19 protein-coding genes are annotated in these 21,434 nt (G+C 72.5%); 3 read left to right on the top strand and 16 right to left on the bottom strand.

The genetic code is table 11. The annotated features are described in order from the left end of the window. Window positions 1–38: 38 nt before the first annotated feature. The gene (locus tag KGD84_RS09760; protein WP_220559947.1) at window positions 39–716 is read right to left on the bottom strand and encodes an MBL fold metallo-hydrolase; all 678 of its coding nucleotides are present in this window, start codon (window positions 714–716) and stop codon (window positions 39–41) included. A 465-nt stretch (window positions 717–1,181) separates the two neighbouring features. Between KGD84_RS09760 and KGD84_RS09755 the strand changes: the two genes are divergently transcribed. After that, window positions 1,182–2,417 carry a DUF349 domain-containing protein gene (locus tag KGD84_RS09755; RefSeq protein ID WP_220559946.1) on the top strand — a complete coding sequence of 412 codons (1,236 nt, stop codon included), beginning with the start codon at window positions 1,182–1,184 and terminating at the stop codon, window positions 2,415–2,417. Window positions 2,418–2,660: 243 nt separating this feature from the next. Here KGD84_RS09755 and KGD84_RS09750 read toward each other — a convergent pair whose 3' ends face one another. The 14 genes from KGD84_RS09750 to pyrR all read right to left on the bottom strand — a co-directional run bounded on the left by KGD84_RS09750 (window position 2,661) and on the right by pyrR (window position 18,513). After that, entirely contained in the window at window positions 2,661–3,383 is a 723-nt protein-coding gene (locus KGD84_RS09750) for a hypothetical protein (RefSeq protein ID WP_255646427.1), read from the bottom strand. Between the two features lie 138 nt (window positions 3,384–3,521). Beyond that, entirely contained in the window at window positions 3,522–4,715 is a 1,194-nt protein-coding gene (metK, locus tag KGD84_RS09745; protein ID WP_220559944.1) for a methionine adenosyltransferase, read from the bottom strand. Window positions 4,716–4,942: 227 nt separating this feature from the next. Continuing rightward, on the bottom strand, window positions 4,943–6,163 hold the full coding sequence (gene coaBC / locus KGD84_RS09740) for a bifunctional phosphopantothenoylcysteine decarboxylase/phosphopantothenate--cysteine ligase CoaBC (RefSeq protein ID WP_220559943.1): 1,221 nt from the start codon (window positions 6,161–6,163) through the stop codon (window positions 4,943–4,945). Window positions 6,164–6,189: 26 nt separating this feature from the next. Then, a complete protein-coding gene (gene rpoZ / locus KGD84_RS09735) occupies window positions 6,190–6,456 on the bottom strand; it encodes a DNA-directed RNA polymerase subunit omega (protein ID WP_073384132.1) in 267 nt (88 codons plus the stop codon). 89 nt (window positions 6,457–6,545) lie between these two features. Continuing rightward, window positions 6,546–7,115 (bottom strand): guanylate kinase, encoded by a 570-nt coding sequence (gene gmk / locus KGD84_RS09730; RefSeq protein ID WP_220559942.1) that lies wholly within the window; start codon window positions 7,113–7,115, stop codon window positions 6,546–6,548. A 307-nt stretch (window positions 7,116–7,422) separates the two neighbouring features. After that, window positions 7,423–7,746, bottom strand: coding sequence for an integration host factor, actinobacterial type (mihF, locus tag KGD84_RS09725; RefSeq protein ID WP_073384130.1), 324 nt, complete (start codon window positions 7,744–7,746; stop codon window positions 7,423–7,425). 310 nt (window positions 7,747–8,056) lie between these two features. After that, window positions 8,057–8,764: an orotidine-5'-phosphate decarboxylase gene (gene pyrF, locus KGD84_RS09720; RefSeq protein ID WP_220559941.1), complete on the bottom strand. Its 708-nt coding sequence runs from the start codon at window positions 8,762–8,764 to the stop codon at window positions 8,057–8,059. 304 nt (window positions 8,765–9,068) lie between these two features. Then, window positions 9,069–10,010, bottom strand: coding sequence for a dihydroorotate dehydrogenase (locus tag KGD84_RS09715; RefSeq protein WP_220559940.1), 942 nt, complete (start codon window positions 10,008–10,010; stop codon window positions 9,069–9,071). Window positions 10,011–10,059: 49 nt separating this feature from the next. Beyond that, complete coding sequence (locus KGD84_RS09710) at window positions 10,060–10,959, bottom strand: dihydroorotate dehydrogenase electron transfer subunit (RefSeq protein ID WP_220559939.1); 900 nt, start codon at window positions 10,957–10,959, stop codon at window positions 10,060–10,062. 143 nt (window positions 10,960–11,102) lie between these two features. Beyond that, a complete protein-coding gene (carB, locus tag KGD84_RS09705) occupies window positions 11,103–14,402 on the bottom strand; it encodes a carbamoyl-phosphate synthase large subunit (protein WP_220559938.1) in 3,300 nt (1,099 codons plus the stop codon). Window positions 14,403–14,415: 13 nt separating this feature from the next. Continuing rightward, window positions 14,416–15,564: a glutamine-hydrolyzing carbamoyl-phosphate synthase small subunit gene (carA, locus tag KGD84_RS09700; protein ID WP_220559937.1), complete on the bottom strand. Its 1,149-nt coding sequence runs from the start codon at window positions 15,562–15,564 to the stop codon at window positions 14,416–14,418. Window positions 15,565–15,617: 53 nt separating this feature from the next. Next, window positions 15,618–16,919, bottom strand: a complete 1,302-nt coding sequence (locus tag KGD84_RS09695) for a dihydroorotase (protein ID WP_220559936.1) — start codon at window positions 16,917–16,919, stop codon at window positions 15,618–15,620. A gap of 107 nt (window positions 16,920–17,026) precedes the next feature. Then, window positions 17,027–17,935 carry an aspartate carbamoyltransferase catalytic subunit gene (locus KGD84_RS09690; protein ID WP_220559935.1) on the bottom strand — a complete coding sequence of 303 codons (909 nt, stop codon included), beginning with the start codon at window positions 17,933–17,935 and terminating at the stop codon, window positions 17,027–17,029. After that, a complete protein-coding gene (gene pyrR, locus KGD84_RS09685) occupies window positions 17,935–18,513 on the bottom strand; it encodes a bifunctional pyr operon transcriptional regulator/uracil phosphoribosyltransferase PyrR (protein ID WP_220559934.1) in 579 nt (192 codons plus the stop codon). The genes KGD84_RS09690 and pyrR overlap by 1 nt, the downstream gene beginning before the upstream one ends. A gap of 546 nt (window positions 18,514–19,059) precedes the next feature. On the opposite strand from pyrR, the gene bldD reads away from it, so the two are divergent. Both bldD and KGD84_RS09675 read left to right on the top strand, forming a co-directional pair. After that, complete coding sequence (bldD, locus tag KGD84_RS09680; RefSeq protein ID WP_220559933.1) at window positions 19,060–19,554, top strand: transcriptional regulator BldD; 495 nt, start codon at window positions 19,060–19,062, stop codon at window positions 19,552–19,554. Window positions 19,555–19,874: 320 nt separating this feature from the next. Next, a complete protein-coding gene (locus KGD84_RS09675; RefSeq protein WP_220559932.1) occupies window positions 19,875–20,489 on the top strand; it encodes a GNAT family N-acetyltransferase in 615 nt (204 codons plus the stop codon). On the opposite strand, the gene metF is transcribed toward KGD84_RS09675, so the two are convergent. Continuing rightward, entirely contained in the window at window positions 20,422–21,354 is a 933-nt protein-coding gene (metF, locus tag KGD84_RS09670) for a methylenetetrahydrofolate reductase [NAD(P)H] (protein WP_220559931.1), read from the bottom strand. The two genes, KGD84_RS09675 and metF, sit on opposite strands and share 68 nt — an antisense overlap. Between the last annotated feature and the right edge of the window lie 80 nt (window positions 21,355–21,434).

Genomic DNA, 21,434 nt, shown 5'->3' with positions numbered 1-21,434 from the left:
CGGGCGGCGGGTCGGCCGGCGGTTCCGCGCGAACGGGGTCAACCGGCGATATCGCGCAGGTAGGGATTGGTGGCGCGCTCGCGGCCCACGGTGGTAGCCGGGCCGTGGCCCGGCAGGACGCGGGTGTCGTCCGGCGCGCCCAGCACGGCGCCGGCGAGGCTGCGCGCCATCGCGGCCGGGTCTCCGCCGGGGAAGTCGGTGCGGCCGATGGAGCCCGCGAACACCAGGTCGCCGGCGAACATCACCGGGACGCCGTCGTCGCTGCGGGTGGTGTAGACCACCGACCCGGGGGTGTGGCCGGGGGTATGGGAGACCGTGTACTCCACGCCCGCCAGGGACAGGACCTCGCCGTCGGAGACCTCCACCACGCGGGCGGGCTCGCGGTAGGGGCCCGGGCCCAGCAGGGCGGTCAGCTGCGCGGCGAAGGCGGCGTCCACGCCCCGGCCCGGATCGGTGAACAGGCCGCGGTCGGCCGCGTGCACGTACACCGGGACGCCGTGGGCGTCGGCGATCTCGGCGGCCGACCACACGTGGTCGAAGTGCCCGTGGGTGAGCAGGACCGCGACGGGCGTCAGCCGGTGCTCGGCCAGGACCTTGGCGACGGGCTCGGCCGCGTCCTGGCCGGGATCGACGACCACGCACTCGCCGTTCGGAGCCGCCGCCGGGACGTAGCAGTTCGCGGCGAGGGGTCCGGTGGGTAGTGCGGCGATGAGCACGGCGGGTGGCGTCCTGTTCCTCGGTCGGGTGGTGCGGGAGGCCGCGGCTCGTGGAAGGGCCGCCCGCGGGTATTACCAGAGCCTACCGACGTGAACGGGGCCCGGGCGACCGGAAGAGCACACCTGTGCGCTCTTTTGATCACCATTCGATCACCGCACACGCCCGGACTCTTTGCCAAAGCGCGTGGTAATGCCATATTGGGCACCGTCCCATGTGCACCGGGCCCCGACCTGCGCCTCTTCCGGGAAAGCGGGCCGTCGGTTCTCGGCTCCGGTCCGGCACGACGGGGGACACCGACGGCGGGCGCCGGAAATGCCCGCCCGGACGGATGAGACACGGCGCGCCGTCATCATCGAATCGGATGGATACCGTGGTCAGCACAGTGGTTTCCATCACGGATCGGCGAGGGACACCGCGACGACCAGAACCCGCTCTCCGCGGGTTCATGACAGCAGGAGGACACGGTGACCACGGACCCTTGGGGCCGCGTAGACGACGACGGCACGGTCTACGTGCGCACGAGCGAAGGCGAGCGGGTCGTCGGATCGTGGCAGGCCGGGGAGCCGGAGGAGGCCCTGGCCTTCTTCCGCCGCAAGTACGACTCCCTGGTCACCGAGGTTGAGCTGCTGGAGAAGCGGCTCAACACCACCGACCTGTCCGCCGCCGCCGCGATGTCGAACATCGACAAGCTGCGCTCGGCCGTACAGGAGGCGCACGCCGTCGGCGACCTCGACGCCCTCACCCGCCGGCTGGACGCCCTGGCCGGGCGCGCCGAGACCCGCAAGGTCGAGCAGAAGCAGGCCCAGGAGCGGGCGCGCGGCGAGGCGCGGGAGGTCAAGGAGCGCATCGTCGCCGAGGCGGAGCGGGTCGCGGTCGAGACCACGCACTGGAAGTCCGGCGGCGAGCGGATGCTCCAGCTGATCGAGGAGTGGAAGAAGGCCCCCCGGGCCGACCGCCCGACCGAGCAGGCGCTGTGGAAGCGCATGTCGGCGGCGCGCAACTCCTTCTCCAAGCGGCGCAAGGCATACTTCGCCAACCTGGACCACGAGCGGGAGTCGGTGCGGGCCGAGAAGGAGCGCATCGTCGCCGAGGCGGAGGCCCTGTCCGGGTCCACCGAGTGGGGCGAGACCGCCCGCGCCTACCGCGACCTGATGCAGCAGTGGAAGCGGACCGGCCGCGCCGACCGGGCCAGCGAGGACCGTCTGTGGGCCCGGTTCAAGGCCGCCCAGGACACGTTCTTCGACGCCCGCAACGCGGTCTTCGCCGAGCGGGACGCGGAGCTGCGGGTCAACGCCGACGCCAAGGAGAAGATCCTGGCCGAGGCGCAGACCGAGATCCGCGGCCTGATCTCGGACCCGCGCCGGGCCCGCGCCCGGCTGCGCGACTTCCAGGAGGCCTGGGAGGAGGCCGGGGAGCTGCCGCGCGACGCGCGCGACCGGCTCGAGGGCTCCTTCCGCCAGATCGAGGACGAGGTGCGCCGCGCCGAGGAGTCGGAGTGGGAGCGCAAGAACCCCGAGGCCCAGGCCCGGGCGCGTGACACGGTGGCGCAGCTGTCCACCGCGATCGCCGACCTGGAGAAGAAGCTGGAGAAGGCGCGGGCGAACAACGACGCCCGCCGCGTCAGGGAGGCCGAGGAGGCGCTGGAGGCCCGCCGCGCGTGGCTGGCCGAGGCGGAGAAGGCGCTCGGCGACCTGAGCTGACGCCCGGTCCCGGCATGTAGGGGCGGGTCCCGTGTCCGAGGGGACGCGGGACCCGCCCTTTCCGTACCCGGCGGTGCTCTCCCCGCGGGCCGCCCGGCTCCGCCACCGCGCCCGGCGCCCCTGGGGCCCTCGGCCCCTTCGTTGCGGTCCGCGTTCCCCGGAGCGCTCCTCCGGAGCCTCCGGCAAGCCCGCCGGGAACCTCGCGGACCCCCGGCAGCGCAGGGGGGTGTTCGGGAGCGGGCCCTAGCGGTGGGCGTCCAGCCGGTGGACGGTGGCCCCGGAGAGGGTCTCGGTGCCGGGCTCCGTCCCGGGGGTGTGCTCCGCGGGTTCGGACGGTACCGGTTCGGACGGCTCGGGTCCGGACGCCGCGGGTACCGCGGGCTCGGACGGCGCGGGCGCGGACGCGCGGGCGCGCAGGCGGAACGCGGCGACCCCGCCGGCCAGGGCGAGCAGCCCGGCCGCCGCGGTGGCCACGGCCCACAGGGGGGCGAGCGGCCTGCGCACCTCGTGCTCCTGCGCCGCGCAGGAGACGAGCACCCCGTTCGCGCCGGAACGCAGGCAGGCCGTGGCGACCGGGCGCCCCGCCCCCTCGGGGAGGGCGGCCAGTTCGCCGGTGACGGTGAACGAGGCCCGTTCGCCCGCCTCCAGGGGCCGGCTCCAGACGACGCGTCGGCCGTCCACCTCGGCGCCCTCCGTCCCGGTGACGTAGCGCATCGTCGGGGGCAGGTGGTGGACGACCTCGGCCGCGGCCACGGCCCGGGAGCCGGAGTTGCGGACCCCGATCGTGTACTCCACCCGGTCCCCCGGCGACAGTCTCTCGTGTTCGGTGGTCTTCTGGAGCGACACGTGCAGGGTCTCGGCGCCGGGGACCACTTCCCGGGACTCCGACGGGTCCGGCTCCGGGGCTCCCGGTAGGGCGACGAGGGCCGCCAGGCCCAGCGCCGCCATCGCCGCAGCTACGGCCATGGTGCTTCCTCCGTGTACAGCACATTACTATGTGTATTTACTTGATAACACGGAGTGTTCTTTTTGTGCGTGCGCCATGCAGTGAGGGGGCGGACGACCTCCCGGTCGTCCGCCCCCTCACGGTGGGTGCGTCGGCGCTCAGGCGCCCACGAAGGAGCGCAGGGCCGCGGCGCGGTCGGTGCTCTCCCAGGTGAACTCCGGCAGCTCACGGCCGAAGTGGCCGTAGGCGGCGGTCTTGGAGTAGATCGGGCGCAGCAGGTCGAGGTCGCGCACGATCGCGGCCGGACGCAGGTCGAAGACCTCCTTGACGGCCTTCTCGATCAGGTCCGGGGCGACCTTCTCGGTGCCGAAGGTCTCGATGAACACGCCGACCGGGTGCGCCTTGCCGATGGCGTAGGCGACCTGGACCTCGGCCCGCTCGGCCAGCTCGGCCGCGACGATGTTCTTGGCGACCCAGCGCATCGCGTAGGCGGCCGAGCGGTCGACCTTCGACGGGTCCTTGCCGGAGAAGGCGCCGCCGCCGTGGCGGGCGTAGCCGCCGTAGGTGTCGACGATGATCTTGCGGCCGGTCAGGCCCGCGTCGCCCATCGGGCCGCCGATCTCGAAGCGGCCGGTCGGGTTGACCAGCAGGCGGTAGTCGTCGGACGCCAGGCCGAACTCCTCCACCACCGGCTGGATGACGTGCTCGCGGATGTCCGGGGTGAGCAGCTCCTCCAGGCTGATGTCCGCGGAGTGCTGGCTGGAGACCACGACCGTGTCCAGGCGGACCGGGGTCTGGCCGTCGTACTCGACGGTGACCTGGGTCTTGCCGTCCGGGCGCAGGTAGGGCACGGTGCCGTTGCGGCGGACCTCGGACAGGCGCTCGGCCAGCGAGTGGGCCAGCTTGATCGGCAGCGGCATCAGCTCCGGGGTCTCCCGGTTGGCGTAGCCGAACATCAGGCCCTGGTCGCCCGCGCCCTGGCGGTTGAGGGCGTCGTCCTCGTGCTCGACACGCGCCTCGTAGGCGGTGTCGACACCCTGGGCGATGTCGGGGGACTGGGCGTCGATGGAGACGTTGACCCCGCAGGAGTCACCGTCGAACCCCTTGGCGGACGAGTCGTACCCGATCCGGAGGATCGTCTCGCGCACGATGGCGGGGATGTCGACGTAGGTCTGAGTGGTGACCTCACCCGCGATGTGGACCTGACCTGTGGTGATCAACGTCTCGACTGCGACACGGCTGGCCGGGTCGTGGGTGAGCATCGCGTCGAGGATCGCGTCACTGATCTGGTCGGCCATCTTGTCGGGATGGCCCTCGGTGACCGACTCGGAGGTGAAAAGGCGGCGGGACACGGTTGCGTGACTCCTTGCAGCGGCTGCTGGCTGACATGTGGCGGTGGGCACGTCCCGGCCCGACTGCCTGCCGGGACGGTCAATACCGACCGTTGCGGTTGGTTATCGGTCCACTGTAACGGGGCCGGTGGGGAGGGGCACACCCCCGCCGATCTCGCCGATCGCGGACGCCCGAACGAAGTGTGGCGTACCAGGTGGTGGGAAATCCAGTCCCCCGTGCCGGTGCGTCACCTCGGAAGGCGTTCCCCGACCAGGTCCCACACCCGGTCGGCGAGGTCCTCCTTGGGCCCGCGGGGGATCTCCACGGCGCTGCCGTCGGCCCCCAGGACCACGGCCTGGTTGTCCTCCGTACCGAAGGCGCGACCGCCGCCGACCTGGTTGACCACGAGCAGGTCGCAGCCCTTCCTGGCCAGTTTGGCACGGCCGTTGGCGATGACGTCGTCGGTCTCGGCGGCGAACCCCACGATGACCTGCGCGGTGCCCTCCCGGTCCCGGGAGACCACCAGGCCCGCCAGCACGTCGGGGTTCTCGACCAGCTCGATGGGGGCGGGCGCGGCGCCGGACTTCTTGATCTTGGAGGCGACGCTGGCCGCGGGCCGGAAGTCGGCGACCGCGGCGCTCATCACGATGACGTCGGCGCCGGCCCGCTCGGCCCCCACGGCCTCGGCCAGCTCCACCGCCGAGGTCACCGGGACCACGCGCACCCCGGCCGGGTCGGGCAGGGCGACGTTGGCGGCGACCAGGGTGACGTCGGCGCCCCGGGCGGCGGCGGTGCGCGCCAGGGCGTAGCCCTGCTTGCCCGAGGAGTGGTTGCCGATGAACCGGACCGGGTCGATGGCCTCGCGCGTGCCGCCCGCCGAGATCACGACGCGGACCCCGGCCAGGTCGGGCGCGGCGGCCCCCCGGCTCAGCACCCGCCGGGCGGCCTCGAAGAGCTCCGCCGGCTCGGGCAGCCGCCCGCGGCCGGTGTCGGCCCCGGTGAGGCGGCCCACGGCCGGGTCCAGGACGACGGCGCCGCGCGAGCGCAGGGTGGCCACGTTGGCCTGCGTGGCCGGGTGCTCCCACATCTCGGTGTGCATCGCGGGTGCGAACACCACCGGGCACCGGGCGGTGAGCAGGGTGTTGGTCAGCAGGTCGTCGGCGAGGCCGGCGGCCGCCTTGGCCAGGATGTTGGCGGTGGCCGGGGCGACGAGGACGAGGTCCGCGGACTGCCCGATGCGGACGTGCGGGACCTCGTGCACGGCGTCCCAGACACCGGTGGCCACGGGGTTGCCCGAGAGGGCGGCCCAGGTGGGCTCACCGACGAAGCGCAGGGCCTCGTCCGTGGGCACGACCCGGACCTCGTGGCCCGACTCGGTCAGTCGGCGGAGCAGCTCGCACACCTTGTAGGCGGCGATGCCGCCGCCGACGCCGAGGACGACCTGGGGTTTGCTTCCTGTGTCACTCACAGACAGGAGTTCTACCAGGCCGTGTCTCAGGTGCCCTCGTAGGGCTCCGCGGTGAGGAGCCCGGACTTGATCTCGCGCAGGGCGATGGACAGGGACTTCTCCTGGACCTGGGTCTCCACGAGGGGACCCACGTACTCCAGCAGGCCCTCGCCCAGCTGGGCGTAGTACGCGTTGATCTGGCGGGCCCGCTTGGAGGCCATGGTGACCAGGCTGTACTTGCTGTCCACCAGATCGAGCAGATCGTCGATCGGCGGGTTGGTGATGCCTTCGGCGACGGGCTCGGTTCCAGCCACTTTCGATTACCCCCAGGGAACGGTCGGATGCGAGGCGCGGTGCGCCGCGGTGTACAGGGTACGCGGGACCGGGGGTCCCGGCGCCGTTATCACACCTCGGAAGCGGTGATCAACGCTAGCAGTTCGCCGCACACGTCCTGGACGGACGTGTTGACGAGTGTGGTGTCGAACTCCTTCTCGGCGGCGAGTTCGACCTTGGCGGCCTCCAGCCGGCGCTGGACGACCTCCTCGGACTCGGTGCCGCGCCCGGTGAGGCGGCGCACCAGCTCCTCCCAGGAGGGCGGGGCCAGGAAGACGTGCAGGGCCTCGGGCATGGTCTCGCGGATCTGGCGGGCGCCCTGGAGCTCGATCTCCAGCAGCACCGGCAGTCCGGCGGCCAGGCGCTCCTCGACGGGGCGGCGCGGGGTCCCGTAGCGGTTGCCCGCGAACCTCGCCCACTCCAGGAGCTCGCCGTCGGCGATGAGGCGGTCGAACTCGGCGTCGTCGACGAAGTGGTACTGCACCCCGTCGACCTCGCCCGGCCGGGGCGCGCGCGTGGTGGCCGACACGGAGAGCCAGACGTCGGGGTGGGCCCGGCGCAGCTCGGCCACGACCGTGCTCTTGCCCACACCCGAGGGTCCGGACAGGACGATCAGCCGTTGTTCTCCTGGGTTGGGCATGGCTCTCGCGGGCTTCCCTTCGGGCCTTGGGCGGCCGCCCGCGGCGCGCTCTGGGGCGCTCGGCGACGGGGCCGCTCCGGGCCCGGGATCGCCCACCGCGCGGGCGGCGGGTGCGTGCGGGGTTCATCCTCGCGTTCGGGCGCGGGAAGCTTCATTTATACCACCGGGCCGTGACCGCGGTGCGCCCCCGAGAGGGGTCGACCGTGGTCACGGCCCGGTGCGGGTCCACCCGGGGGTGGTCGCCGCGTGCGGTCCGGCCCGCCGCGTCTGTGGGGGACGCGGCGGCCCGGGGTCCGCGGACGCGGTGTTACTTGGTGAGGTCGCCGAACTCGGCCTCGAGGGCCGCGCGCTGGTTGGTGCCCAGGCCGCGGACGCGGCGGGACTCGGCGATGTTGAGCCGCTCCATGATCTGCTTGGCGCGGACCTTGCCCACGCCGGGGAGGGACTCGAGCAGGGCCGAGACCTTCATCTTGCCGATGACGTCGTCCTTGAGCCCGTCGGCGAGCACCTTGGACAGCGAGATGCCGCCGTTCTTCAGCTTGTTCTTGACCTCAGCGCGCTCTTTTCTGGCCTTGGCGGCCTTCTCGAGAGCCGCGCTGCGCTGCTCGGGTGTGAGGGGAGGAAGGGCCACGCCGGGTCACCTCGGATTTCTACTCGTTTGTAGAGGGCGGACGCCTGCGCAAGTTAGTAGGTCTGACCCCTGTTAGGCAACGTAAAGTGCCCTTTCAGCGGCTATTTCATCGAACTAACTACCCAGAGTAGCGACTCAATTGCTCTAAGAGATGAAAATCGGGACTTTGGTCCCGATTGGCCGGGTCATAAAGCATGCCACCTGCGCAGGTCACAGAGGGGTGAGCCGGGTCACTCTCAGCTGCGGATTCCGCATTTGGGACATACCGAATCAGTGACCCTCTGTGACCGAATCCGGCCTCCTCCGGGCGTCAGACGCGGCCCCCGGCACGGCGTACGGCCTCCGCGATGGAGGCCGCCGCCGCACCGGGGTCCGGCGCCCGGGTGATGGGGCGGCCGATGACCAGAAGGTCCGCCCCCGCCGCGATGGCCTCCTCCGGGGTCGCCACCCGCGACTGGTCACCCCTGTCCGCCCCCGCCGGGCGAACGCCCGGCGTGATGAGGGTGATGTCCGGGCCCACTTCGGCGCGCACGAGGGCCACCTCCTGGGGCGAGCAGACCAGGGCACGGGCCCCGGCGCCCACCGCCAGCACCGCCAGCCGGCGCACCGCGTCGCGAGCCGGCCCGAGCAGCCCCACCTGCTCCAGGTCCTTCTCGTCCATCGAGGTGAGCACCGTCACGGCGGCGATCTCGGTGTCCGGGGCGGCCTCCACCGCGGCCCGGACCATGTCCGCCCCTCCCCCGGCGTGCACGGTCAGGATGGCGGGCTTGAGCCCGGCGACACTGCGCGCCGCCCCCGCCACCGTCGCCGGGATGTCGTGGAGCTTGAGGTCGAGGAAGACACCGACCCCGCTGGCGCCGCGCACCGCGCTGACGACCTCGGGGCCGTAGCGCAGGTAGAGCTCCAGCCCCACCTTGACCGTGCTGACGTGGGGGGCGACCGCCGAAGCCCAGGTCGCAGCGGTCTCGATCTCCTTGGCGTCGATCGCGACTGCGATGGGCGCGGAAGGCGCGGTCATCGATTACTCCCTTTCGTGTGCCATCGGCCCCGTGGCCGATGCGTCGCATTCGCCGCGTTCTTACGAACGTGATTGCGAATGCACGTTCACCGTCCTGTGCACACCGACATGGTGTGCGGTTCCCAGAACCGAGCGCTTCATGCGCCCGATGAGGGTCACTTCGCCGTAACGACCGCCCAAGCGGCCGTAGGCGGCCTTTGCCCGGGTTCCGGCCCATCCGCACCGGGACGCAGGCGTTCGGTCGCACAGCGCCACCTCAGCGCCGTTCAGGCCGGTCAGGGCATGCGCGGGCCGGGCGGGCCCCTCACACCCCGGTTCCGGGGCGGTGGGCGGCGCCCACCAGATCCGCGGCCCGGGGGACGCCCCTGGACTCCAGCGCCTCGGTGAACTCGCGCAGCACCCGCACGCACGCCGAGGGGTCGGAGAAGTTGACCGTGCCCACCGCGACCGCGCTGGCGCCGGCCGCCATGAACTCCACGACGTCCGCGCCGGTGCGCACCCCGCCCATCCCGATGATCGGCACCTCCGGCAGCGCCTCGTGGACCCGGTACACGCAGCCCACCGCCAGCGGCCTGACGGCCGGGCCCGACAGCCCGCCGATGCCCCCGGCCACCGCGGGGCGCAGCGTCCGCGGGTCCACGGCCATGCCGCGCACGGTGTTGATCATCGACAGGCCGTCCGCTCGGGCCTCGACGCAGGCGGTCGCCAGGGCCACCACGTCGGGCACGTCCGCGGCGAGCTTGGCCAGCACCGGCAGGTCCGACCGGGCGTGCGACCGCACGGTGCTCACCACGGCGGCCGCGCGCGCGGCGTCGTCGGCGAACCGCCGCCCGTCCGGGTCGGCCGGGTCCGGGCACGACAGGTTGACCTCGATCGCGTCCACGCCGGGCTCCGCGGAGATCCGCCGGGCGAGCTCGCCGAACTCGGCGGTGCCCGAGCCGGCGACGGAGACGATGGCCCGCCCGCCCCGGGACAGCAGCCACGGCAGGTCGCGCTGGAGGAACACGTCCACGCCGGGTCCCTGCATCCCCGTGGTGCTGAGCATGCCGCTGGGCGTCTCGGCCATGCGCGGCGCCGGGCGCCCGGCGTGCGGTTCCAGCATCACGGACTTGGTGGTGACGGCGCCGATCTCGGCGATGTCGAAGAACTGGGCCAGCTCCCGGCCCGAACCGGCGCACCCGGCGGCGGTCACCACCGGGTTGGGCAGCTCCAGGGCGCCCAACCGGACTCTCAGGTCTGTGTTCACCGTGTCTTTCCCGGTCGGTGGTGTGGGGTCGGCGGGCGCGTCCGGACGGTCAGGCGATGTCGCGGGCCGACTCCGCGGGCCGCGAGGCCCCGGCGCCCTTCCAGCCGGGCGCGCCCAGCGCGTCGAAGGGGATGGTGCCCACGTCGTCGAAGCGCACCTGCTCGCCGCGGAACACCGGGCCGTCCACGCAGGAGCGGACCATGCGGGTGATGCCGTCCTCCCCCACCACCGGGATCACGCAGGTCATGCAGATCCCGGTGCCGCAGGCCATGGTCTCCTCGACCGACACCTGCACGGGGATGCCGTGGGTGCCGGCGACGGCGGTGACCGCGCGCAGCATCGGCATGGGGCCGCAGGCGTAGACCACGTCGGAGCGGCACTCCTCGATGACCCGGCCCAGGACGTCGGTGACCCGGCCGCGGGTCCCGAAGGAGCCGTCGTCGGTGGTGAAGACGGCGGTCTCGGCGATCCGGCGGGCCGTGATGGCGCTGAACACCCGGTCGGCGGAGGCCCCGCCCAGCACGAAGTCCACCCGGCAGCCCCGGCGGCGCAGCGACTGCGCCAGCGGGAACAGCGGGGCGCTGCCCGAGCCGCCGCCGACCAGGACGCAGTTGACCGGGTCACGGGGCAGCGGGAAGGGCCGCCCCAGCGGCCCGACGACGTCCAGCAGGTCGCGGGAGCGCCGCTCGGCCAGCCAGGCCGTGCCGGTGCCGCGCACCGCGAACAGGAACTCGACGGTGCCGCCGTAGTCGGGTTTGACGTCGTGGATGGCGAAGGGGCGCCGCAGCAGCGTGCTGGAGTGGTCGCCGCCCACCGCCACCGACACGAACTGGCCCGAGCGGAACCGCTCGGCGATCCCGGGGGCGACGACGGTGATGGCGTAGTAGGCGTCCACCCTGCGCACGTTCAGCACGGGGCACCTGACCTGCACCGGTCCGTAGTCGCTCATCGTCTGGGTGTGGCCTCTCTCGCGCCTGGTGCCTGGGGGCGCCGCGGTGTGCCCACCGCGGCGCCCGTGCCGTCCGGTTCCCTACAGCCTAGGGCCGTACCGGTGCGGCGGCCGCCGGTGCTCCGGGGCCGGGCGAAGGACCGCTACCGGCCCGCGGTGAGCGCCCGGGCGTGCTCCTGGAGGGAGCGCACCCCGACGTCGCCGCGCACCCGGGCCTCGATCGCCTGGACCGCCGCGGCCAGCCCCTGCACCGTGGTGACGCTGGGGACGGCGCGCACCACGGCCGCGGTGCGGATCTCGTACCCGTCCAGGCGCGGTCCGGCCTGGCCCGCCCCGCCGAACGGGGTGTTGACGATGAGGTCGACCCCCCCGTCGTGGATGAGCTGGACGATGGTCTTCTCGCCCTCGGGCCCGGGGCCCTCGCTGTGCTTGCGCACCACGGTGGCGCGGACGCCGTTGCGGCGCAGGACCACGGCGGTGCCCTCGGTGGCGAGGATCTCGAAGCCCAGGTCGGCCAGGCGCTTGACCGGGAAGATCATCGAGCGCTTGTCGCGGTTGGCCACCGACACGAACACCCGGCCGCTGACGGGCAGGTCCCCGGTGACGGCCAGCTGCGACTTGGCGTAGGCCGCGCCGAACTCCACGTCCAGACCCATGACCTCGCCGGTGGAGCGCATCTCCGGACCCAGGATCGTGTCGACGCCCTCGCCCTGCTTGTCGATGAAGCGGTTGAAGGGCAGCACCGCCTCCTTGACCGACACCGGGGCGTCCACGGGCAGGTCGCCGCCGTCGCCGGTGGCGGGCAGCATGCCCTCGGCGCGCAGCTCGGCGATGGTGGCGCCGGCCATGACGCGGGCGGCGGCCTTGGCCAGCGGCACGGCGGTGGCCTTGGAGACGAACGGCACGGTGCGCGAGGCGCGCGGGTTGGCCTCCAGGACGTTGAGCACGCCGGAGGCGAGCGCGTACTGGACGTTGATCAGGCCGCGCACCCCGGTGCCGCGGGCGATGGCCTCGGTGGAGTAGCGGATCCGCTCGATGTCCTCCTTGCCCAGGGTGATGGAGGGCAGGGAGCAGGCGGAGTCGCCGGAGTGGATGCCGGCCTCCTCGATGTGCTCCATGACGCCGCCGAGGTACAGGTCGGTGCCGTCGTAGAGGGCGTCGACGTCGATCTCGATGGCGTCGTCGAGGAAGCGGTCGACCAGCACCGGGTGCTCGGGGCTGACCTGGGCGTTGCGCTCGATGTAGTCGGCGAGCATCGTCTCGTTGTAGACGATCTCCATGCCGCGGCCGCCCAGCACGTAGGAGGGGCGGACCATGACCGGGTAGCCGATCTCGTCGGCGACGGCCTTGGCCTCGGCGAAGGAGTAGGCGGTGCCGTACTTGGGCGCGGGCAGCCCCGCCTCGCTCAGGACCTTGCCGAACTCGCCGCGGTCCTCGGCCAGGTCGATGGCCTCGGGGCTGGTACCGATGATGGGCACCCCGGCGTCCTTGAGGCGGCGGGCCAGGCCCAGCGGGGTCTGGCCGCCCAGCTGCACGATGACGCCGACGACGGGCCCGGCGAGCTGCTCGGCCCGGACGACCTCCAGCACGTCCTCCAGGGTGAGCGGCTCGAAGTAGAGCCGGTCGCTGGTGTCGTAGTCGGTGGAGACGGTCTCGGGGTTGCAGTTGACCATCACGGTCTCGTACCCGGCGTCGGACAGCGCGAAGGAGGCGTGGACGCAGGAGTAGTCGAACTCCACGCCCTGGCCGATGCGGTTGGGTCCCGAGCCCAGGATGATGATCTTGGGCTTGTCGCCGACGGGGACCTCGGTCTCCTCGTCGTAGCTGGAGTACAGGTACGGCGTGGTGGCCTCGAACTCGGCGGCGCAGGTGTCCACGGTCAGGTAGACGGGGTGGATGCCCAGGGCGTTGCGCAGCTCGCGGACCACGTCCTCGCTCTTGCCGGTGATCTCGCCGATCTGGACGTCGGAGAAGCCGATCTCCTTGGCGGCGCGCAGGACGCCGGCGTCGAGCTTGGGCGCGGCGGCCAGGGCGCGGGCGGTCTCCTCCAGGCGCAGCATCTGGTCCAGGAACCAGGGGTCGATGCGCGTGGACTCGTACAGCTCCTCGACGGTGGCCCCGGCGCGGAAGGCCTGCTGGACCTGGCGCAGCCGGAACTCGGTCGGAGTGGCGGCGGCGCGGACCAGTTCGTCCTTGTCGCCGGGCGTGCCCGCCCAGGTGAAGCCGACGCCGGGCTTCTCCAGGGAGCGCATGGCCTTCTGGAGGGCCTCGGGGAAGGAGCGGCCGATGGCCATGGCCTCGCCCACCGACTTCATGGTGGTGGTGAGCCCGGGGTCCGCGCCGGGGAACTTCTCGAACGCGAACCGGGGGGCCTTGACGACCACGTAGTCGAGCGTGGGCTCGAAGCTGGCCGGGGTCTTCCTGGTGATGTCGTTGGGGATCTCGTCGAGGGTGTAGCCGACGGCGAGCTTGGCGGCGATCTTGGCGATCGGGAAGCCGGTGGCCTTGGAGGCCAGCGCCGAGGAGCGCGAGACCCGGGGGTTCATCTCGATGACGATGACCCGGCCGGTGGTGGGGTGCACGGCGAACTGGATGTTGCAGCCGCCGGTGTCCACGCCGACCTCGCGGATGACCGCGATGCCGATGTCGCGGAGCTTCTGGTACTCGCGGTCGGTGAGGGTCATGGCGGGGGCGACGGTGATGGAGTCGCCGGTGTGCACGCCCATGGGGTCGAGGTTCTCGATGGAGCAGACGACCACGACGTTGTCGTTGGTGTCGCGCATCAGCTCCAGCTCGTACTCCTTCCAGCCGAGGATGGACTCCTCCAGGAGCACCTCGGTGGTCGGGGAGAGCGCCAGGCCCTGGCCCGCGATGCGGCGCAGCTCGGCCTCGTCGTGGGCGAAGCCCGAGCCGGCGCCGCCCATGGTGAAGGACGGGCGCACGACGACCGGGTAGCCCAGTTCGTCCGCGGCGGCCAGGCACTCGTCGAGGGTGTGGCAGATGCTGGAGCGGGCGGACTCGCCGCCGATGCGCTCGACGATGCGCTTGAAGCTCTCGCGGTCCTCGCCGGACTGGATGGCGGCGATGTTGGCGCCGATGAGCTCGACGCCGTACTTGTCGAGGATCCCGGCCTCGTGCAGGGCGACGGCGGCGTTGAGCGCGGTCTGCCCGCCCAGGGTGGGCAGCAGGGCGTCGGGGCGCTCCTTGGCGATGATCTTCTCGATCATCTCGGTGGTGATCGGCTCGACGTAGGTGGCGTCGGCGATCTCCGGGTCGGTCATGATCGTGGCCGGGTTGGAGTTGACCAGGATGACCCGCAGGCCCTCGGCCCGCAGGATCCGGCAGGCCTGGGTGCCCGAGTAGTCGAACTCGGCCGCCTGCCCGATGACGATGGGACCGGATCCGATCACGAGGACGGAGGAGAGGTCACTACGGCGCGGCATGCTCTTGTCTTCCTTACTTCTCGGCAGCCGCGGTGGGCTGGGCGGCGGACATCAGGTCGACGAACTCGTCGAAGAGCCCGGCGGCGTCGTGGGGGCCTGCGGCGGCCTCCGGGTGGAACTGGACGCTGAACACGGGGCGGTCCAGCAGCCGCAGGCCCTCGACCACCTGGTCGTTGAGGCCGATGTGGCTGACCTGCGCGCGCCCGTAGGGGGTCTCGAAGGTGCCCTCGAGCGGCGCGTCCACGGCGAACCCGTGGTTCTGGCTGGTGATGGAGACCTTGCCGGTGGCGGTGTCGATGACCGGCTGGTTCACCCCGCGGTGGCCGAAGGGCAGCTTGTAGGTGCCCAGGCCCAGGGCGCGGCCGAGGATCTGGTTGCCGAAGCAGATCCCGAACAGGGGCCTGCCCGCGTCGAGGACCCCGCGCATGGCGGCGACGGGGCCGTCCGCGGTGGCGGGGTCGCCGGGGCCGTTGCTGAAGAACACGCCGTCCGGGTCCAGGGCGAGGAGGTCCTCGGCGGTGGCGGTGGCGGGCAGCACGGTCACCTTGCAGCCGCGCTCGGCGAGGCGCTGCGGGGTCATGGCCTTGATGCCCAGGTCGACGGCGGCGACGTGGAAGCGGGTCTCGACGCCCTCGGGCGGCAGGACCTCGTAGGGCGCGTCGGTGCTGACCTCGCCGGCCAGGTCGGCCCCGGCCATGCGGGGCTGCTCCAGGACACGGGCCAGCAGGGCCCGGGGGTCGGTCTCGACGCTGCTGACGGCGGCGCGCATGGCGCCCTTGTCGCGCAGGTGGCGGGTGAGGGCGCGGGTGCCGGTCATGGCGATGCCGACGACGCCCTGGCGGCGCAGCTCCTCGTCCAGGGTGCGCTGGGCGCGCCAGTTGGAGGGGATGCGGGCGGGTTCGCGGACGACGTACCCGGCGACCCAGATGCGGCCGGACTCGGGGTCGTCGTCGTTGACGCCGGTGTTGCCGATGTGCGGCGCGGTCATCGCGACGATCTGGCGGTGGTAGGAGGGGTCGGTGAGGGTCTCCTGGTAGCCGGTCATCCCGGTGTTGAAGACGATCTCCCCGAAGGTCTCCCCGGTCGCGCCGAAGGATCGGCCGTGGAAGACCCTGCCGTCCTCCAGGACCAGGATCGCCGGTCCGCCGGTTGCCTCTGACACGTTTCCCCCCTCTGCCGCGCCGGGTACGGCCCGGGCGCTGCTCACTGCGTTGTTCACTGGATCTCCCCCGCGAGGACCGTGGGGACGCCGCGCAGGAACGTGGCGCGCACCCGGCCGGGCAGGGTCATGCCCCGGAAGGGCGTGTTGCTGCTCTTGGTGACCATGGCCGTGCCGTCCGCCTCGTAGGGCGCGGCGGGGTCGTAGAGGACCACGTTGGCGGGCTCGCCGGGCGCCAGGCCGCGGCCGTGGTCGGCGACCCGGCCGATGCGGGCGGGCGCCGCGGACATGCGGTCGGCGACGTCGGCCCAGGTCAGCAGACCGGTGTCGACCATCGTCCGCTGCACGACCGCCAGCGCGGTCTCGAGGCCGACCATACCCATGGCGGCCGTGGACCACTCGGTCTCCTTGGCCTCCCTGGGGTGGGGGGCGTGGTCGGTGGCGACGATGTCGATCGTCCCGTCGGCCAGGCCCTCGCGCAGCGCCTGCACGTCCTCGGCGGTGCGCAGCGGCGGGTTGACCTTGTAGACCGGGTCGTAGTTCTCCACCAGCTCGTCGGTGAGCAGCAGGTGGTGCGGTGTGACCTCGGCGGTGACGTCGCAGCCGCGGGCCTTGGCCCAGCGGATGATGTCGACCGAGCCCTTGGTGGAGACGTGGCACACGTGCAGGCGCGAGCCGACGTGCTGGGCGAGCAGGCAGTCCCGGGCGATGATCGCCTCCTCCGCGACGGCCGGCCAGCCCGGCAGGCCGAGGCGGTCGGAGACGCGGCCCTCGTTCATCTGGGCGCCCTCGGTCAGGCGGGGCTCCTGGGCGTGCTGGGCGACGACGCCGTCGAAGGCCTTGACGTACTCCAGGGCCCGGCGCATGAGCAGGGCGTCGGAGACGCAGATGCCGTCGTCGGAGAAGACCCGGACGGCGGCGGCGGACCTGGCCATGGCGCCGATCTCGGAGAGGCGCTCCCCGGCCAGGCCGACGGTGACGGCGCCGACGGGGCGCACGTCGCAGTATCCGGCCTCGCGGCCCAGCCGCCAGACCTGCTCGACGACTCCGGCGGTGTCGGCGACGGGGTCGGTGTTGGCCATGGCGTGCACGGCGGTGTAGCCGCCCATGGCGGCGGAGCGGGAGCCGGTCTCGACGGTCTCGGCGTCCTCGCGCCCGGGCTCGCGCAGGTGGGTGTGCAGGTCCACCAGGCCGGGCAGGGCGATCAGCCCGGTGCCGTCCACGACCTCGGCGCCCTCGGGGGCGGTCAGGTCGGTTCCGGTCTCGGCGATCCGGCCGTCGGCGAGCAGGATGTCGACGGGGTCGCCGCCGAGCGGGCGGGCACCGCGGATCAGGTGCGGTCCGTGGGTGTCGGGCATCGCGGTTTCGTTCCTCAGTGGTCGTTCGTGGAGAAGTGCGCGGGCGCGGGCGGCGGTGGTCCGCCGGAGGCCGCGCCGGGCGCGCCGGAGCGGGCGCGCCGGGTGGTTCAGGAGCCGCCGAGCAGCAGGTAGAGCACGGCCATGCGCAGGCTCACGCCGTTGGCGACCTGCTCGACCACGGTGCAGCGCGGGGAGTCGGCGACCTCGGCGGAGATCTCCATGCCGCGGACCATCGGGCCGGGGTGCATGACGATGGAGTCCTCGGGCATGCGGGCCAGGCGGGCGCCGTCCATGCCGTAGCCGCGGCTGTACTCGCGCACGGAGGGGAAGAAGGAGGCCTGCATGCGCTCGGCCTGCACCCGCAGCATCATGACGACGTCGGACTTGGGCAGGACGTCGTCGAGGTCGTAGGAGACCTCGCAGGGCCAGGTGTGCACCGAGACCGGCAGCAGCGTGGGCGGGGCGACCAGCGTGACGTGGGCGCCCAGGGTGGTGAGCAGCAGGACGTTGGAGCGGGCCACCCGGCTGTGCAGGATGTCGCCGACGACGGCGACGCGCAGCCCCTCCAGGCGGCCCAGGCGGGCGCGCATGGTGTAGGCGTCGAGCAGTGCCTGGGTGGGGTGCTCGTGGGTGCCGTCGCCCGCGTTGAGGACCGACCCGTCCACCCAGTTCGCCAGGCGGTGGGCGGCGCCGGAGGCGCTGTGGCGGATGACGACGCCGTCGGCGCCCATGGCCTGGAGGGTGAGGGCGGTGTCCTTGAGGCTCTCGCCCTTGGAGACGCTGGAGCCCTTGGCGGAGAAGTTGACGACGTCGGCGGACAGGCGCTTGGCCGCGATCTCGAAGGAGGTGCGGGTGCGGGTGGAGTCCTCGTAGAAGAGGTTGACCACGGTGCGGCCGCGCAGGGTGGGGAGCTTCTTGACGGAGCGGTCGCCGACCTGGGCCAGCTCGGCGGCGGTGTCCAGGATGAGGACGGCCTCGTCGCGGGTGAGGTCCCCGGTGGAGAGCAGGTGGCGCATCAGGAGTCCTTCCCCTCGGTGCCGGTGGTTCTCTTGGGACGGGACGGCCCGAGGAGGACCGCGTCGTGGCCGTCGGTCTCGGCGAGCCGGACGGTGACGCTCTCGCGCAGCGAGGTGGGCAGGTTCTTGCCCACGTAGTCGGCGCGGATCGGCAGCTCGCGGTGGCCGCGGTCGACGAGGACGGCGAGCTGGACGGCGCGGGGGCGGCCCAGGTCGTTGAGCGCGTCCAGGGCGGCGCGGACGGTGCGGCCGGAGAAGAGGACGTCGTCGACGAGGACGACCACGCGGTCGTCCAGGCCGCCGGCGGGGATCTCGGTGCGGCCCAGCGCCCGGGGCGGGGCGGTGCGCAGGTCGTCGCGGTACATGGTGATGTCGAGGGAGCCGTGGGGGACGGCCAGGTTCTCGACGCGTTCGATGCGCTCGGCCAGGCGGGCGGCCAGGGGCACGCCGCGCGAGGGGATTCCGAGGAGGGTGACGCCGTGCCCGCCCTTGGTGCGCTCCAGCACCTCGTGGGCGATGCGGGTCAGTGCGCGGTTGATCTCGCTGCCGTCGAGGACGGCCCGGGTGCCCTCGGGCACCTCCGGTGGCGCCGCACCGCCACCTGTGTCACTTGCCGTGGGTTTTTGCGCACGCAAAGTAGTGACCCCCTTCCCTGCCTCGCTGAACAGGTCGTTAAAGGATGTCGATCGGGCCAACGCTATCAGCGGAGCCCGCGGTGACCGGGGGCGGGTCCGGAGACAACGCGAGCCAATGTGACTCTCGTCACACAGACAAACGGGATGACGAGCCCGGCGAGCGATGCGACGACTACGCTACGTACACACCTCACATGGCCGACAAATGCGAAACCCCCTGAAAGAACGGGCTTTTCGCATCGCCGTGATGCACCACTCATCACGATCGGTCCTGACATGAGAGGAGTCTCACTTACGCACGGTTTGGCCACCGATTAGTCGCGTTTCACACCAACAGCTTGACCTGGGGGGCAGACCCCCCTACCGTCACTGTCTGTAACCATTACCGGGTGGGGTTGCACCCCGTGACCTCCGGCGGTACCGCCGCCGGGCCCCGCGGGCGCCTCCCCCACCACGCCAGCCACTGTCACGGCCGGGAGCGACAAGAAGATGCCATCCGAATACGCCAAGTCCCTCGGCGCGCGACTGCGTGCCATCCGCACCCAGCAGGGCCTGTCCCTTCACGGGGTGGAGGAGAAGTCCCACGGACGCTGGAAGGCCGTCGTGGTGGGCTCCTACGAGCGCGGCGACCGCGCCGTCACCGTGCAGAAGCTGGCCGAGCTGGCCGACTTCTACGGGGTGCCGATGTCGGAGCTGCTGCCCGGCGGCGCCGCCCCCGCCCCCCTGGGCCCGACGCCCAAGCTGGTCATCGACCTGGAGCGCATGCAGCAGCTGCCGCAGGAGAAGGCCGGCCCGCTGTCCCGCTACGTGGCCACCATCCAGAGCCAGCGCGGCGACTACAACGGCCGCGTGCTGTCCATCCGCCACGAGGACCTGCGCTCGCTCGCCGTCATCTACGACAAGTCGCCCGGCGACCTGACCGAGGAGCTCATCAACTGGGGCATCCTCGACCCGGAGGCCCGTCGCGCCGTCGACTCCTTCTGACCGCTCCGACACGGATCGCACCGGCTCGTCGCAGGACCGGCCCGCCCCCGGCACCGGGGGCGGGCCGGTCCTCGTCGTTCCCGGGGTCCCGCCCCGGCAACGGCGAACGGCGCGGCCGGACACGGGGCTTCCCTCCCCGATCCGGCCGCGCCGCCGCCACCGGGTCTCCCCGGCGGCCTTGATCGAACTCTCGTTCGACACGACTGTAGTCAACCCCAACCCCGGCGGCCCGTCAAGGACCCCGGGCGGCCGCGCCCGGTGCCGGTACCGGCCGCGCCGAACACCGGCGCCGGGGGCCCTCCGGAGACTAGGGTGAAGCCGTGGTAGCCGATGTCGAGCTGCGCGAGCTGGCCCCCGCCGCCTTCGCGCACGCCGTTCCCGCCCTCCTCCAGGTGTACGAGGCGGCCATGGAGCCCCCGCCCGAGCAGCTGCCGGGACGGGCCTCCGTCATGAACGCCCACGCCCGTTACCCGGGGTTCCGTTCGATCGTCGCGCTGCTGGAGGACCGCCCGGTCGGCTTCGCCTACGCCTTCCACGGCGTGCGCGGCCAGTGGTGGCACGACACCGTCGCCGCCGGGATGCGCGCCGCGGACGGCCGGGCCGGGGTGCGCCGCTGGCTGTCCGACCCCTTCGAGATCGCCGAGGTGCACGTCCGCCCCGAGGCGCAGAACCGCGGCATCGGCCGGGCCGTCCTGCACGCCCTGTGCGAAGGACGGCCCGAACGCACCGCGGTGCTGTCCACCCGGACCGGGCCCACGGCGGCGCGCCACCTGTACCGCTCCTGCGGGTTCGTCGAGGTGCTGGAGGACTTCTCCTTCCCCGGCAGCCCCGACCGCCCCTTCTCGATCATGGCGGCGCCGCTGCCGCTCACCGGCTCAGGCGCCCCGACACCTCCCGGTAGATCTCCCTGGTGGCGGTGGACTGGTTCGAGGTGATGAAGTGGATGCCGGGCGCGCCCTCGTCCAGCAGCCGCTCGCACATCTTCTTGGCGTACTCGATCCCGAACGCCCGCACCGCCGCGGCGTCGTCGCCGTAGGAGGCGAACTTCTCGGCCAGGTCGGCCGGGAAGGGCGCGCCCGAGAGCTTCTCCGAGCGCGGGATGAACGAGGTGCGCACCACCGGGAAGACCTCGGGGATGATCGGGATGTCGCAGCCGCGGGCCGCCACCCGGTCGCGCAGGCGCAGGTAGTCCTCGGGGTCGAAGAACATCTGCGTGATGGCGTAGTCGGCGCCCGCCTCGCACTTGCGCACGAAGTGGTCGGTGTCGGTCTCCACGTCGGCCGAGCGGGGGTGCTTGTACGGGAACGCGGCCACGCCCACGCAGAAGTCGCCGCTCTCCTTGATGAGCCGGACCAGCTCCTCGGAGTAGGTCAGGCCCTCGGGGTGGCTGTTCCAGGGGCCGGAGGGGTCGCCGGGCGGGTCGCCGCGCACCGCGAGCATGTTGGACACGCCGGCGTCGGCCAGGCGGCCGATGAGGTGGCGCAGCTCGGCGACGGAGTGGTCGACCAGGGTCATGTGGGCGACCGGGAGCAGCGTGGTGTCGGCGGAGATGCGCTCGGTGGTCTCCACGGTCATCCCGCGGGTGCTGCCGCCCGCGCCGTAGGTGACCGAGACGAAGTCGGGCCCCAGGGCCTCCAGCTGGCGGATGGCCAGCCAGAGCTTCTCCTGGGCCTCCGGCGTCCGGGGCGGGAAGAACTCGAAGGAGAACAGCGGCTCGCCCGTGTGGAGCAGGTCACGGAGGTGCCGCGCTCGGGGAGCGGGGGTTCGGGGCGCCACGGGGCGCGTCGGTGCTGCCAGCATGCCTACCACCTTACGCAAGCGCCCTCCCGGGAACAGAGGACGAGTCCCGCGGGTCGGGGCCCGGTCGGGACCCGGCCGGA

The organism is Nocardiopsis changdeensis (genome assembly GCF_018316655.1).
In the GTDB taxonomy this organism is placed as follows: domain Bacteria; phylum Actinomycetota; class Actinomycetes; order Streptosporangiales; family Streptosporangiaceae; genus Nocardiopsis; species Nocardiopsis changdeensis.
This window is presented reverse-complemented; position numbering and strand designations above follow the sequence as displayed.

Coding starts and splice junctions, on each gene's coding strand:
- KGD84_RS09750 (WP_255646427.1), bottom strand. CDS start 3,383: ATGGCCGTAGCTGCGGCGATGGCGGCGCTGGGCCTGGCGGCCCTCGTC.
- gmk (WP_220559942.1), bottom strand. CDS start 7,115: ATGCCCAACCCAGGAGAACAACGGCTGATCGTCCTGTCCGGACCCTCG.
- pyrF (WP_220559941.1), bottom strand. CDS start 8,764: ATGACCGCGCCTTCCGCGCCCATCGCAGTCGCGATCGACGCCAAGGAG.
- KGD84_RS09710 (WP_220559939.1), bottom strand. CDS start 10,959: ATGAGCGACTACGGACCGGTGCAGGTCAGGTGCCCCGTGCTGAACGTG.
- carB (WP_220559938.1), bottom strand. CDS start 14,402: ATGCCGCGCCGTAGTGACCTCTCCTCCGTCCTCGTGATCGGATCCGGT.
- KGD84_RS09695 (WP_220559936.1), bottom strand. CDS start 16,919: ATGCCCGACACCCACGGACCGCACCTGATCCGCGGTGCCCGCCCGCTC.
- KGD84_RS09690 (WP_220559935.1), bottom strand. CDS start 17,935: ATGCGCCACCTGCTCTCCACCGGGGACCTCACCCGCGACGAGGCCGTC.
- bldD (WP_220559933.1), top strand. CDS start 19,060: ATGCCATCCGAATACGCCAAGTCCCTCGGCGCGCGACTGCGTGCCATC.
- metF (WP_220559931.1), bottom strand. CDS start 21,354: ATGCTGGCAGCACCGACGCGCCCCGTGGCGCCCCGAACCCCCGCTCCC.